Source organism: Rubellimicrobium arenae (assembly GCF_017916275.1).
Taxonomy (GTDB): Bacteria; Pseudomonadota; Alphaproteobacteria; order Rhodobacterales; family Rhodobacteraceae; genus Rubellimicrobium; species Rubellimicrobium arenae.
In genome coordinates, this window is the sequence record NZ_JAFMST010000001.1 from 97,404 (window position 1) to 110,856 (window position 13,453).

Sequence of the window (13,453 nt, forward strand, 5' to 3'; positions counted from 1 at the left end):
TTTCAGCCGATGAGCCATGTGATCGTCATCGGAGCGGGGGTGGTCGGCCTGTCGGTCGCCCTTGCAGCCCAGGCGCGCGGGCTCTCCGTCACGGTTGTCGACCGTGACGGGCCCGCCGCGGGCGCATCGGCGGGCAATGCCGGGGCGTTTGCATTCACCGATATCCTGCCGCTGGCGTCCCCTGGCATCCTGAGAAAGGCGCCGCGCTGGCTTCTGGATCCGCTCGGCCCCCTGACCGTACATCCCGCCTACGCGTTGAAGATCGCGCCCTGGATGTACCGTTTCTGGCGCGCCTGCTCGCCCCGCGCCGTGGCGCATTCGACCGTGGCGCAGACCGCGCTGATGGACCTGTCCAAGGCCGAGTTGGAGCCGTTCCTGACCCGGACCGGCACCGATCACATGCTGGCCAAGCGCGGGAACCTCCAAGTCTATGAGGGCGAGGCCGAGTTCCGGGCCTCGTTCCCCGGCTGGCAGGCGCGCACGGACCACGGGATCGAGTTCCACCATCTCGATGCCAAGGAGATGGCCGACATCCAGCCCGGGCTCAGCCCCCGTTTCACGCATGGCACCTTCACGCCCGGCTGGTATTCGATCGCCGACCCCAAGCTTTATACCCTCGCGCTGGCAGAACGCCTTCAGGCGGATGGCGGGGAGATCCGCCGCGCCGAAGTGGCGGGCCTCGCGTTGTCGGACTCCGGGGCCAGTGTGATCCTCGCCGACGGAACCAGCCTGCGGGCCGATAAGGTCGTGCTGTCCGCCGGGGCGTTCTCGCATCGGATCGCGCGCACGCTGGGCGAACGCATCCCGCTGGAAACCGAACGCGGCTACAACACCACGCTGCCTTCCGAGGCGTTCGACCTGCGGACGCAGATCACCTTCGGCGGCCATGGCTTCGTCATCAGCCGGTTGTCCACAGGTATCCGGGTCGGCGGCGCGGTGGAACTCGCGGGCCTGTCGATCCCGGCCAACTTCAAGCGATCCGAGGTCATGCTGAAAAAGGCCCAGGCGTTCCTGCCCGGCCTGGATCCTACCGGAGGCGTCCAGTGGATGGGCTTCCGCCCGTCGCTGCCCGACAGCTTGCCGGTGATCGGCCCCGCCCGCGCCACGCCGAATGTCATCTATGCCTTCGGCCATGGCCACCTGGGCCTGACCCAGAGCGCAGGAACGGCCCGGCTCGTGGCCGATCTCCTGACCGGCAGCAAGCCTTCGATCGAACTCACTCCCTTCTCGCCACAACGGTTCTGACATGGCTACTCATACGTTCTCCTGCATCGACGGGCACACCTGCGGAAATCCGGTCCGGCTGGTGTCGGGTGGCGGCCCCCGTCTCGAAGGCGCGACCATGCTCGAACGCCGCGCGCACTTCCTGCGCGAATTCGACTGGGTCCGCACCGGCCTGATGTTCGAGCCGCGCGGCCATGACATGATGTCCGGCTCGATCCTGTACCCGCCGACGCGTCCCGACTGCGACGTCGCGGTGCTGTTCATCGAAACGTCAGGTTGCCTGCCGATGTGCGGCCATGGCACCATCGGCACGATCACCATGGGCATCGAGAACGGGCTCATCACCCCGCGCGAGCCCGGACGCCTGTCGATCGACGCGCCCGCCGGCAAGGTGGACATCGCCTACCGGCAGGAGGGTCGTTTCGTCGAGGAGGTTCGGCTGACCAACGTGGCCTCCTTCCTCCATTCCGAAGGTCTGACCGCCGAGGTCGATGGGCTGGGGGAGGTCGTCGTCGATGTCGCCTATGGCGGCAACTTCTACGCCATCGTGGAGCCTCAGGCGAACTTCCGGGACATGGCCGACTTCACTGCGGGCCAGTTGATCGCCTTCAGCCAGAAGCTGCGCGCGGCCCTGAACGCCAAGTACGAGTTCATCCACCCCGAACATCCCGCGATCAACGGGCTGAGCCACATCCAGTGGACCGGGGCGCCCACGGTCGAAGGCGCCCATGCCCGGAACGCGGTCTTCTACGGCGACAAGGCCATCGACCGCAGCCCCTGCGGGACCGGCACCTCGGCCCGCATGGCGCAACTCGCGGCCAAGGGAAAGCTGTCGGTCGGCGACGAGTTCTGGCACGAGAGCATCATCGGCTCGATCTTCAAGGGCCGCGTCGAGGCGGCGACCACCGTGACGAACCGCGCGGCCATCATCCCCTCCATCGCGGGATGGGCGCGGATGACCGGCTACAACACCATCTTCATCGATGATCGCGATCCCTTCGCTCACGGGTTCGTCGTGAACTGAGGATTGCGCAAATCGCACGTGCTGGACCTAGGCGGTCGCCTTTGCCGCCCAAGGTCAGCGCTGCCGATGAATGGACCGGGGGCGTTGCCCCGGTCCGGAAGCCTGATCTACTTGCCCTTCTTCTTGGAAGAGCTGTCCGAATCCAGGATCCCCTTGGAGAAGCTCGTCGGAGCAGCCGGAGCCGTCTTGTCCTTCTTCGGCTTCTTTATCTCTTTGTTGGACTTCTGCTGGCCCTTGGGCATGGGGCACCTCCTCGGGGTGTGCGGATGTCCTTGATCCGCGATTGAACTCTGTAACTCGGAACATAGCAGGTTCCGAGCCATAGTCTTGCCCGACATCCACGGAACCTCGGATCGGAGCAGCGCCGGCAATCCCGCGTCCCCGGGGTTACACTGTGGCCAATGCGAAAGGCACCATCAGTGCGCAGGGGAACGTGAGCCTTCCAAGTGCCGTCGAACCCAGCATGAGTCTGGTCCGCAGGTCACGAGCTGCGCTACGTGAACATAGGCTGGCCAAGCCATAGCTGGCCCTGATCATATGTGGAACTTTGGCTGGCAGCTCGGTTCTGGCACAACCATGCTACGCTGCGCGTGCCAACCTGGCTGGCAGGCCGCGAAGATGCCCGCTTCTATCTAATGTAGCTTGGAAAGTTTGGCTGGGGCGCTAGGATTCGAACCTAGGAATGGCGGTACCAAAAACCGCTGCCTTACCACTTGGCGACGCCCCATCCGTGCGGCGGGAGATACCCTTACCCGCCGGGGGGTTCAACCCCCTTCGATCATTTTTCAGGGCCGCAGAGGATCCGATTTGGCCAGTCGGTCGAACGCCATCAGCGAGGCCACGACGCTCTGCATCTGGTCCAGCGGGATCATGTTCGGACCGTCGGATGGAGCGCGGTCAGGGTCTTCGTGGGTCTCGATGAAGACCCCAGCGATTCCCAGCGCGACCGCGGATCGGGCGAGCACCGGCGCGAACTCACGCTGACCGCCGGATGACGACCCCTGTCCCCCGGGCTGCTGAACGGCATGCGTGGCATCCATGATGACCGGGTAGCCCGTCCGGGCCATGATCGGCAGCGACCTCATATCGGTGACCAGGGTGTTGTAGCCAAAGGAGACCCCACGCTCGGTCAGGAGGATTCGATCGTTCCCGGTGCTCTCGACCTTGGCGGCGACATTGGCCATGTCCCAAGGCGCCAGGAACTGCCCCTTTTTCACGTTCACGACGGCTCCCGTCGCGCCGGCGGCCAGAAGCAGGTCGGTCTGACGGCAGAGGAATGCGGGAATCTGAAGGATGTCGCAGGCCTCGGCAGCGGGCGCGCAATGGTCGGGGCCATGCACGTCGGTCAGCACGGGGCAGCCGATCGACTCGCGTACGTCGGCGAGGATCCTCAATCCGTCGTCCATCCCCAAGCCGCGCCGACCCGACAGCGAGGTGCGGTTCGCCTTGTCGTAGCTTGCCTTGAACACATAGGCCGCGCCGGCGGCGGTGCAGGCCTGCGACATCGCCTCGGCGATTCGGAGCGCATGGTCGCGTTCCTCGAGCTGACAGGGACCTGCGATGACCGTCAGGGGGCGGTCGTTGCCGATCACGATGTCGCGGACATGCACGTCGCGCTGGGGGGCTTGGGTCATGATGGAGTCCTCCTTGGCCTTGTCGCTCTAGCGCGCGTCCGGCGCCGCGTCACGCCCTCTGCCGGACGCCCAGGCTGCGCGCCACGAGCCAGGCAATCGGTCCCGCAGCCACACTGAGCAGGGCTCCCAGCTTGGCGGCGTCCTGGATCGGATAACCGTGCAACCTCGCATCGGGGGAGAAGGCGACCCCGGCCACGAACAGCGCTACCGTGAACCCGATCGCCGCCACGCAGCCGACCACGAGAACGTCCCGCAGGTTCATGCCCCGCGGGAGACCAAGCCGCAGCCCACGCGAGGCAAGCCAGCCGGTGAGGAGGATGCCGACCGGCTTCCCGACCAGCAGACCGATCAGGACGAGCCAGGTCGGCGCGCCGATGGACGCGAACTCGACCCCGGCGTTGAGAAGGCCGAAGAGGAACAGGATGAACTCGACCGGCGTCTTCAGCGCGTGCTCGAACTGGTTCAGGATGTCGCGAAGATGCGCCTCCGCTTCGGCAAAGATCCCAAAGCCCCGGTCGGCGTGCGGCATGGCGGGTATGATCGGCAGAAGGCCCAGCGCGGGATGGAGCCCGGCTTGCTGGAAGGCCAGCCAGCTTAGGGCTCCGGCCGCGAAGTAGGGCCAGAACGACAGATGCAGGCGCATCCACGTGGCGCGCGGCTGAAGCGGATCGCGCCGATCCAGATGACGGGGAAGCCAGTTGAAGAGGATGTAGGCCGCGAGGGCGGCGCCAAGGCTCAGCAGCAGCCACTCCGGCGCGACATCCCCCTTTGGGTAGAACACCGCGATGATCAGCAGTCCCAAGGCATCGTCCACGATGGCGAGCAGCAGAAGGAACCGAACCGCCGGATGCCCCGCTCCGAAGATGATCCGGGCCACGATGTAGGAAAAGGCGATGTCCGTCGCGGTCGGGACCGCCCAGCCATGCGCCAGAGCATCATAGGTGGACGACCCAAGAATCGTGGCGAGCAGCAAGTAGACCACCACGGGCCCGGCCATGCCGCCCACCGCGGCCAGAACGGGCACGAACGCGGATCGTCCACGCAACGAGCCCGCCTCCAGCGCAATGGCCTCCCAGACCTCCTTGGCCGCAATGGCGAAGAACAGGGCCATCAGCACGTCGTTGACCAGGTAATGAAAGGTCAGCGTCCGATGAAGCACCGAACCGTCCGCGCCATACTCCGGTTCTCCGATCGGAGAGCGGTCGAGAATCGGCCAGTCCACGACGGAGTGATAGGAGTGGGGGTCGACGTTGGCCCAGATCAGAGCCAGGATCGCCCCCCCGATCATCAGGAGCGAGTAGTTCGTGACGAAGTTCCAGACGCGGTACATGGCTTCTCCCTGGACGGCGTCCGACCCAACTAGGAGGGGATCAGAGATGGAGCAACCAGAACCAAGTGCCGCTCCGGACTGCAGGAGCCGCGACGTCGCGCAGGCGGTCGGGGATGCTCCGGTCTGGGACCGCATCGCGGCCTGCCGCCTTTGTGCGCCTCGGTTCGCCGCCACGGCCACCCGTCATCAGCCCCGGCCGGTCGTCTGGTTCCGATCCGGCGCGCGGCTCCTGATCGCGTCGCAGGCCCCCGGCGCGCGGGCGCACGAATCGGGGATACCCTTCTCCGACCCGTCCGGCGACCGTCTGCGGGAGTGGATGGGGATCTCCAGGGACGACTTCTACGATCGGAGCAAGGTGGCCATCGTGCCGATGGGGTTCTGTTTCCCGGGGTACGACAGCAAGGGTGCGGACATCCCGCCGCCCGCCATCTGCGCGCAGACCTGGCGGGATGCATCCATGCGGGCTTTGCCCGACATCGAACTGACTCTGGTCGTCGGCGGGACGGCTCAGGCCTGGCATCTCGGCAAGGGGGGCGTTACCGAACGCGTGCGGAACTGGCGCGACCATGCCCCCGGACTGTTCGTGCTGCCGCATCCATCCTGGCGGAACACCGCCTGGCTCAAGAAGAATCCGTGGTTCGCGGAGGAGGTGCTCCCCGCGCTCCGCGCCCGCGTGCAGGAGGTGCTCCATGGCTGAAACCCCGCTCGCCCGCGCGGCCAAGCTGTTCCTGATGCGGCCCGACGATGACGCGGCCCGCTTGCGCCTCTACGAGGTGCTCTCGGGGGCGGAACTGGTTCTCCCATTGGCCGGGGAGGTCGAGGGAGAGGACGTGACGCCGGAGACGGTGGTCGTCGGTGACATTCCCCATGTCGTGGCGCATGACAGCATCAGCGCTTTCGCAGGGACGGCCCCTCGGCCAACGGCGACGCTGTCCGGGCTTGCTCTGGCGCAGATGCTCGAAGGGCAGGGGGCGGGGGCTGCCCTGCACCTCGAAGGCATGGCCGATCCGCTGCTGATCTCGCCCGAGTCCCTGGACTGGCTGGCCCGGAACCTTGCGGAGGGTCCCCAGCGCGTGGAAGCGCGGCCGTTGGCGTTGCATCCCCCCAAGGGGCTGCCGACCAGCCTGCTCACCACGCTTGATCGCAGGCTGGCCCAGGGAGAGGGGCTGGCAACGGCCGCATGGCTGGTCGCCGTGGACTGGTCGGATGGCACACGCGGGCATCTTCTTGCCTTCGTGGGCGCGCGACCGGGGGCCGAGGAGACCCTCGCGGCCGGCATCAACGCCGCCGTCGCGCTCTCGGGATCCGAAGAGGTGCGGCTGGATGTGACGTTCCTGAACGAGGGAGATGCCGCGCTGGCGAGGATCGCGCGGGTCGGCCTGCGTTTCGACCTGGAGGATCCCGTGGAGGCGCCGAAGGGACCGCCCCGACTGCGCTAGTCGCAAAGGTCGGCGTTCGACAGTCCCTCAGCTTTCTCGGTGGGGCGGGCAGGGGTGGTCAGTAGCCTGCGGTGCGATCCACGAGATACAGGAGCGGCTCCCCCGCCTGGCCGCGCCGGACATTCTCAGCGATCACGCGCGCAGCGGTCGAAACCCGGGTGTCGGCAGCGATGTGCGGGGTAACCGTCACGCGGGGGTGCGCCCAGAACGGGTGGTCGGGCGGCAAGGGTTCCGTCCGAAACACGTCCAGGGTGGCGTGGCCGACCTGCCCCGACCCAAGCGCATCCAGAAGCGCGTCATCGTCGATCAGCGCCCCGCGGCCCGGATTGAGCAGGACAAAGCCTGGGGCCGGCCATGACAGACGCCGGCGATCCATCAGGTTCTCGGTCTCGGCCGTCAGCGGCATCAGCAGGACGACGATTTCCGCGTCTTCCAGCGAATTCTGCAACTGGTCCAGACCTGCCAATGTCCGAATGAGACGCGGGTCCTCCTTGGGGCGCCGGCTCCAGCCCGTGACCGGGAAGCCCACCGCTGAAAGAGCGCCGGCGCAGGCCAGCCCGAGTTCCCCCAGGCCCAGGATCGTCACCGGGCGATCCTGCGCCAGCTTCGGGGGCTCATGCCGCCAGACGCCGTCCTGATGCAGGATGTGCGCGTCCAGTCCCAGATGGTGGCGCAGCACATGCCCCAGCACCCATTCGACCATGCCGTGCCGAAGCCCGTCATCGACCATCCGGGCCAGCGGCAGCCGCAGGGTCGGATTGGACACGATCCGCTCCACCCCAGCCCAGAGGCTCAGAACTCCCTTGGCGCGTGTGAAGGGCGAGAAATCCGACAGCGGCCCGTCCGGGGCGTAGACGATCCAGTCCACCTCCGAAGGCGGGTGATCCATGGCAAGATCGGCCGAGATTCCGACTGCAGCCAACGCCTTCGGCAAGGCGTCGTTGTACGGCTCCCACAGGCGCTCCGGCCCGGCGAAGAGGATCCTCATGGGATCGGATTCAGCGCGGTCGGTGGACATGGGCGCTCTGCACCAAGCCAAAGGCGATCAGCAGCACCAGAAGCTGCGAGCCCCCATAGCTCACCAGCGGCAGCGGAACGCCGACGACTGGCGCCAGCCCCATCACCATCAGCATGTTCACGCAGAACAGCAGGAAGAAGGATACGCCGATCCCGGTGATCAGAAGCGAGGAGAAGCGGTCCCGGCACTGCATGGCGGCATGGAACAGGAACAGCAGGATCAGGCCATAGAGTGCGAGAAGGGTGATCGACCCCATGAACCCGAACTCTTCGGCCAGGGTGTTGAAGATGAAGTCGGTGTGCTTCTCGGGCAGGAAGTTCAGCCGCGACTGGGTCCCCTGCATGAAGCCCTTCCCGGTCCATCCCCCGGACCCGAGCGCGATCTTGGCCTGGGTGATGTTGTAGCCCGCGCCAAGCGGGTCCTGGGACGGGTCCAGGAACGTATCGATCCGTCGGTACTGGTAGTCGTGGAGGAACTGCCATGGCGTCCCCCGGGTCTCGAAGACGGCGTAGACCGCTCCACCGATCGCGCCGAAGACGGTGGCGAAGTAAGCCCAATGCACCCCCGCGCACCACATGACCGCGCCGCCGGTGCCCAGGATGAGAACCGCCGTCCCGAGGTTCGGCTGCGCGAGCACCAACGCCACCGGGACGAGGATCAGCAGGAGCGGAGGGATCAGCCAGATGGGGTTCGACACGCGGCGTGGCGGCAGCCAGTCGTAATAGGCCGCCAAGGCCATGACCAAGGTGATCTTGGCGACTTCCGAGGGCTGGAGCCGCAAGGGCCCGATATCGATCCAGCGCTGGGCGCCCATGCCCACCTCGCCGATCAACTCCACCAGGACAAGAAGGCCGATCGACACGAGGTAGGCGATCCAGGAGCTGCCCCGCCAGAACCAGATGGGGATCAGGGCAACGGCCATCATGAGCAGAAAGCCCAGGCCGAACCTCTGGATCTGCGGCTCGGACCAGATCTCAATGCGCCCGCCCGCGATCGAGTAGAGCATGATGAAGCCCATGCACGATACCGCGGTCACGAGCAGGACGAGAGGCCAGTTGAGGTACAGGAGCTTCTTCAGCCCGGACGGGACGAACTTGACCTGATACTCGAGGTAGCTCATGCGCGACTTCCTTCGGGACCAGCCTCGGTCGGCAGCGGGCGGCCTTCCATGATGGCGCGGACACGTTCCTGCATCGCGGCCGCCGTGTCGCGGGCGTCGGAGGGATAGGCCTCAAGCGGCGGGAAGGTCCCATACAGGGCCTGGAGCGTCACGTCCCGGCCGATGGGGGCGGCGGCCGTGGAGCCCCCGCTCCCGTGCTCCACAACCACCGCGACCGCGACACGCGGGTTGTTGTACGGAGCGAAATCCACCCAGAGCGCATGATCCCGCCGGTTCCAGGGCAGATCGGCGTTGGAGGTCACGCCGCGGGCGCGTTCCTCGGGCGTGATGCGGCGGACCTGACTGGTCCCGGTCTTGCCGGCCATCTCCATGCCGTCGGTCGCGATCCGCGACTTGTGAGCGGTGCCGCGCTCGTGGTTCACCACGTCGAACATCGACGCGCGTGCGCGGCGCAGCGAGTTTTCGTTGATGCCGAGCGAGGCCCCGGCGCCTGACGGCTGCTCCACGCCGGCGATCGTCTTGACGAGCCGTGGGATGACCTCGCGTCCCGTCGCGACCCGGGCCACCATCACGGCGAGCTGGAGCGGCGAGGCCAGCACATAGCCTTGCCCGATCGAGGCATTGACCGTGTCGCCCACCCGCCAGTCGTCGTCGTACTGGGCCGTCTTCCAGGCCCGGTCAGGGGCGACCCCTTCAGCCACCGCCGACATGGGGACGTTGTGCCGGATGCCGACGCCCAGCCTCTTGGCCATGGCGGCGATGGCATCGATGCCGACGCGCTGCCCGACCTCGTAATAGTAGCAGTCGCAACTGTATTTCAGGCTGTCGTTGAAGTTGACGTTGCCGTGTCCACCGGACTTCCAGCAGTGGAACTTGGTGCCCGACACCTCGGTGTAGCCGCCGCACCAGACGGTCTCCTCGGGGTCGATCACTCCGGCCTCGAGCGCGGCAAGGCCGGTCACGATCTTGAAGGTCGAACCTGGCGGGTAGGCGCCCTGGACGGCCTTGGCGGCCAGGGGCCGATAGATGTTCTCGTTCAGGGCGGTCCAGTCGGCGACCGAGATGCCACGCACGAAGAGGTTAGGATCGAAGGACGGCGCGTTCCCGACCGCGAGGAGGTCGCCTGACGCGCAATCGATCACCACGCAGGCCGCGCTTTCGCCAGCGAGCCGCGCCTCGACGAAGGCCTGAAGTCCCGCGTCGATGGTCAGCTGGACGTCCGTGCCCTTGTCGCCTTCGTCGCGCGACAGCTCGCGCATAACGCGACCGACTGAGTTCACCTCGATGCGCTGCGCGCCGGCTTTGCCGCGAAGCTGGTCTTCGAGCTTGGCCTCGACGCCGGTCTTGCCGAACTGGAACTTGGGGATCTGGAACAGCGGATCCGGATCTTCCATCAGCGACAGGTCATAGTCGCTGACCGGCCCGACATAGCCCACCACATGGGCCGTGTCGGGGCCGTGGGGGTAATGGCGCGACAGCCCCACTTCGGCCGTGATCCCTGGAAGTGCCGGCGCATTGGCCGTCACGCGAGCCACGTCGTCCCAGGACACACGGTCCTTGACCGTGACCGGAACGAACGATGCCACGCGGTCCATCTCCTCCAGCGTCCGGTCGATCGCCTCCGGCTCGAGCGGCATGACGGCTGCTAATCGCGCGAGCGCCTCTCTCGGTTCGCCCGCCGCCTCGCGGACGATCACGATACGATAGACAGGCTCGTTGGTGGCGAGCGGCACGCCGTTGCGGTCGAAGATGAGTCCGCGCGCGGGGGGGATCAGGCGCATGTTGACGCGGTTTTCCTCGGCGAGGAGCTTGAACTCGTCCGCCTGATCGACCTGAAGCTGCTTCATCCGCCAGCCCAGCACGCCCATGAGCCCGATCTGGGCGGTCCCGAGCAGGACGGCCCGCCGGGTCATCCGGGGCCAGACTTCCGAACTCTCGTTGCGCTGACGTTTCATAGACGGTGCCCCAGTGCATCCACCTCGCCCTGCGCCGGCCGCCGAAGTCCCAGCGCCACATGCGCCAGACCCGCGATCGCGGGATAAAGGGCAAGGGTCAGTATCACCTGAATCAGCGTGAGGCCCAAGGGCGCCTGTGGTGTCATCACGACAGCGAGCACCAGACGGTTCACCAGGCCCACGGCGGCGATGCCAGCGCCGACCGCCATCCATTCGCCCAGGAAGAACCCTTTGCGCAACCGCAGCGACCTGCGCCGCAGCCATTCGGTCATGACGAGCACCAAGCCCGCATACAGCCCGGGCGGTCGTTGGAACAGGAAATCCGCAAGCAGGAACACCGCGGCCGCCACGGGTGCCGGCAAGGTGTCGGGCCGCCGCGCCGCCCAGGCCGCCGTGACCGCCAGAAGGATATCCGGGGTGGCATAGGGACGCGGCACCATGTTCAGCGGCAGCAGCGGGGCCGCGATCAGCACGAACGCGAGCAGAAGATAGGTGATGCGGCCGGACCAGGCTCCCCGTCCCTCAGTCACTGGGGACCCCTTCCGGTGGGGTGGCCGGCGCGGCAGCGGTTCCGGCCAGAAGGTCCGGGGGCGGCGGCGGCGGGCCATAGACCTCCTGCGGCTCGACGGGCTCGAGCCCGGCGGTCGGCACGATCAGGCCGCCCGGATCCGCGATCGATTCGACCAGTGGGCTGCGCAGGACGCGAACGAACTCCAGCTGCTCGTAATCCGCAGCCAGGCGAAGCCGCAGCCGCCCGTCGGTGCCTTGGGCCACGCGTCCCACGAGAAGCCCTGCCGGAAAGAGTGCGCCGTCCCCCGCGGTCACGACCCGATCGCCAGGACGCACCGCATCCCGATTCTCGACGAAGTCGAGCAGCGGATAGAAGGAGTTGTCGCCCGTCAGGATCGCCTTCTGCTCCGACGGCTCGACGGTGACCGGGATCCGGCTCGAGGTGTCGGTCAGGAGGATCACACGGCTCGTCTTCTCCCCCACGCCGGAGATCCGGCCGACAAGGCCCATGCCGTCCATGGTGGGCCAGCCGTCGATGATCCCGTCGCGCCCTCCGACATTCAGCAGGACGGATTGCCGGAACGGGCTTCCCGAATCCGCCATGACCGTTCCCGTGATGTAGGTGAGGGCGGGATCCAGGCTAACGTTGTTCAGGTCGCGAAGCTTGGCGTTCTCCTGCTCCAGCCGAAGCGCAGCTTCGCGCCAGACCGTCATCTGCTGCAACTCGCGCCGCAGTTCGAGGTTCTGCTCGTGGATGCGGTCGTAGCTGCGGAAGTCCTCGGCCAGCTTCACGAGGCCGGTCACCGGCGCCATCATCCAGTCGAGACGGGGCACCACCGCATCGACGACCTGCGCGCGCAGACGTTCGACCCGGGGGGAATCGATGCGCCAGACAAGGAACAGCGCAAGGCAGCCAAGGACCATGAGTCCCACCAGGAGGCGGCGCAGAGGCTTGGTGAACTCCTCGCCGCGATCACGCTCCCTGGCCATCGGGCCCCCTGGTCTTAGCTGTCGTAGTCGATGACGTGGCGAAGCTGCTTTTCGTATTCAAGAGCCTTGCCCGTCCCCAGCGCGACGCAGTTCAGGCTCTCGTCGGCGACGGAAATCGCCAGCCCCGTCTGCTCGCGCAGCGCGAGGTCGAGCTCGCCCAGGAGGGCGCCGCCGCCGGTGAGCATGACGCCCCGGTCCACGATGTCGGCGGCAAGGTCGGGCGGCGTCGCCTCGAGGGCGGTCATCACGGCCTCACAGATCTGCTGCACCGGCTCGGCCAGCGCCTCGGCCACCTGGGCCTGCGAGATCTCGGTTTCCTTGGGCACGCCGTTCAGAAGGTCGCGCCCGCGGATCATCATGGTCTGGCCACGCCCGTCGTCGGGCATCCGCGCCGTGCCGATGGAGGTCTTGATCCGCTCGGCAGTCGATTCCCCCACCAGAAGGTTATGCTGGCGGCGCAGGTAGGAGATGATGGCCTCGTCCATGCGGTCGCCGCCGACGCGCACCGAGCGGGCGTAGACGATGTCGCCCAGCGAGAGGACCGCGACCTCGGTCGTGCCGCCGCCGATGTCCACGACCATGTTGCCGGTGGGATCGGTGATGGGCATCCCCGCGCCGATGGCCGCCGCGATGGGCTCGGCGATCAGGCCCGCGCGCCGCGCGCCCGCCGACAGGACCGACTGGCGGATCGCCCGCTTTTCCACCGGCGTCGCGCCATGGGGCACGCAGACGATGATCTTGGGCTTCGAGAAGCCCGAGCGGCGATGCACCTTGCGGATGAAGTGCTTGATCATCTCCTCGGCCACGTCGAAGTCGGCGATGACGCCTTCGCGCATGGGCCGGATCGCCTCGATGGAGCCGGGGGTGCGCCCGAGCATCAGCTTGGCATCCTCGCCGACGGCGAGAACCTTCTTCTGGCCGTCCTTGACGTGGTAGGCCACGACCGAAGGCTCGGACAGGACGATTCCGCGGCCCTTGACGTAGACCAGCGTGTTGGCCGTCCCCAGGTCGATCGCCATGTCGGACGAGAAAAGGCTACCCAAGCCGAACATGGCTGCTCCGTTCCAAATGCCCCTCGGGCCCGCGCGAGGTTCATGCCTGACGGGCCGCCGCGCTTATAGGCATAAGGCCGGATAGGCGAAAGGGCGCATCACGGAGCCGTGCGGCGCATTTCCGCCATGGGAGCCAAGTCCTGCGCCGGATGCATAG

General features: G+C 67.0%; 13 protein-coding genes and 1 tRNA gene. 4 read left to right on the forward strand and 10 right to left on the reverse strand.

Annotation, left to right across the window (positions count from 1 at the left end; translation table 11 throughout):
* The first annotated feature begins 9 nt into the window (after window positions 1-9).
* A complete protein-coding gene (locus tag J3P31_RS00445) occupies window positions 10-1,245 on the forward strand; it encodes an NAD(P)/FAD-dependent oxidoreductase (RefSeq protein WP_210526845.1) in 1,236 nt (411 codons plus the stop codon).
* 1 nt (window position 1,246) lies between these two features.
* Window positions 1,247-2,248: a 4-hydroxyproline epimerase gene (locus tag J3P31_RS00450; RefSeq protein ID WP_210526219.1), complete on the forward strand. Its 1,002-nt coding sequence runs from the start codon at window positions 1,247-1,249 to the stop codon at window positions 2,246-2,248.
* Window positions 2,249-2,355: 107 nt separating this feature from the next.
* On the opposite strand, the gene J3P31_RS21540 is transcribed toward J3P31_RS00450, so the two are convergent.
* From J3P31_RS21540 to J3P31_RS00465, 4 genes are all read right to left on the reverse strand, one after another.
* Window positions 2,356-2,490 (reverse strand): hypothetical protein, encoded by a 135-nt coding sequence (locus tag J3P31_RS21540; protein WP_256439112.1) that lies wholly within the window; start codon window positions 2,488-2,490, stop codon window positions 2,356-2,358.
* A 410-nt stretch (window positions 2,491-2,900) separates the two neighbouring features.
* Window positions 2,901-2,975 (reverse strand) — tRNA-Gln (locus J3P31_RS00455).
* Between the two features lie 58 nt (window positions 2,976-3,033).
* Window positions 3,034-3,882, reverse strand: a complete 849-nt coding sequence (kdsA, locus tag J3P31_RS00460; RefSeq protein WP_210526220.1) for a 3-deoxy-8-phosphooctulonate synthase — start codon at window positions 3,880-3,882, stop codon at window positions 3,034-3,036.
* A 49-nt stretch (window positions 3,883-3,931) separates the two neighbouring features.
* The gene (locus J3P31_RS00465; RefSeq protein ID WP_210526221.1) at window positions 3,932-5,212 is read right to left on the reverse strand and encodes a Na+/H+ antiporter NhaA; all 1,281 of its coding nucleotides are present in this window, start codon (window positions 5,210-5,212) and stop codon (window positions 3,932-3,934) included.
* A gap of 46 nt (window positions 5,213-5,258) precedes the next feature.
* Here J3P31_RS00465 and J3P31_RS00470 point away from each other — a divergent pair, with 46 nt between their 5' ends.
* Window positions 5,259-5,909 carry a uracil-DNA glycosylase family protein gene (locus J3P31_RS00470; protein WP_210526222.1) on the forward strand — a complete coding sequence of 217 codons (651 nt, stop codon included), beginning with the start codon at window positions 5,259-5,261 and terminating at the stop codon, window positions 5,907-5,909.
* Window positions 5,902-6,651, forward strand: coding sequence for an SseB family protein (locus J3P31_RS00475; protein ID WP_210526223.1), 750 nt, complete (start codon window positions 5,902-5,904; stop codon window positions 6,649-6,651). The genes J3P31_RS00470 and J3P31_RS00475 overlap by 8 nt, the downstream gene beginning before the upstream one ends.
* A gap of 58 nt (window positions 6,652-6,709) precedes the next feature.
* On the opposite strand, the gene J3P31_RS00480 is transcribed toward J3P31_RS00475, so the two are convergent.
* Genes J3P31_RS00480 through J3P31_RS00505 form a run of 6 tightly spaced genes read right to left on the reverse strand, consistent with a single transcriptional unit; the run spans window position 6,710 to window position 13,296 of the window.
* A complete protein-coding gene (locus J3P31_RS00480) occupies window positions 6,710-7,639 on the reverse strand; it encodes a 2-hydroxyacid dehydrogenase (RefSeq protein WP_210526224.1) in 930 nt (309 codons plus the stop codon).
* Between the two features lie 10 nt (window positions 7,640-7,649).
* Window positions 7,650-8,789, reverse strand: a complete 1,140-nt coding sequence (gene rodA, locus J3P31_RS00485) for a rod shape-determining protein RodA (protein WP_210526225.1) — start codon at window positions 8,787-8,789, stop codon at window positions 7,650-7,652.
* Window positions 8,786-10,744: a penicillin-binding protein 2 gene (gene mrdA / locus J3P31_RS00490; RefSeq protein WP_210526226.1), complete on the reverse strand. Its 1,959-nt coding sequence runs from the start codon at window positions 10,742-10,744 to the stop codon at window positions 8,786-8,788. The genes rodA and mrdA overlap by 4 nt, the downstream gene beginning before the upstream one ends.
* On the reverse strand, window positions 10,741-11,274 hold the full coding sequence (locus J3P31_RS00495; RefSeq protein ID WP_210526227.1) for a rod shape-determining protein MreD: 534 nt from the start codon (window positions 11,272-11,274) through the stop codon (window positions 10,741-10,743). Before J3P31_RS00495 ends, mrdA begins: the two co-directional genes overlap by 4 nt.
* Entirely contained in the window at window positions 11,267-12,244 is a 978-nt protein-coding gene (mreC, locus tag J3P31_RS00500) for a rod shape-determining protein MreC (protein WP_210526228.1), read from the reverse strand. Before mreC ends, J3P31_RS00495 begins: the two co-directional genes overlap by 8 nt.
* Window positions 12,245-12,258: 14 nt before the next feature.
* Window positions 12,259-13,296 carry a rod shape-determining protein gene (locus J3P31_RS00505; RefSeq protein WP_210526229.1) on the reverse strand — a complete coding sequence of 346 codons (1,038 nt, stop codon included), beginning with the start codon at window positions 13,294-13,296 and terminating at the stop codon, window positions 12,259-12,261.
* Between the last annotated feature and the right edge of the window lie 157 nt (window positions 13,297-13,453).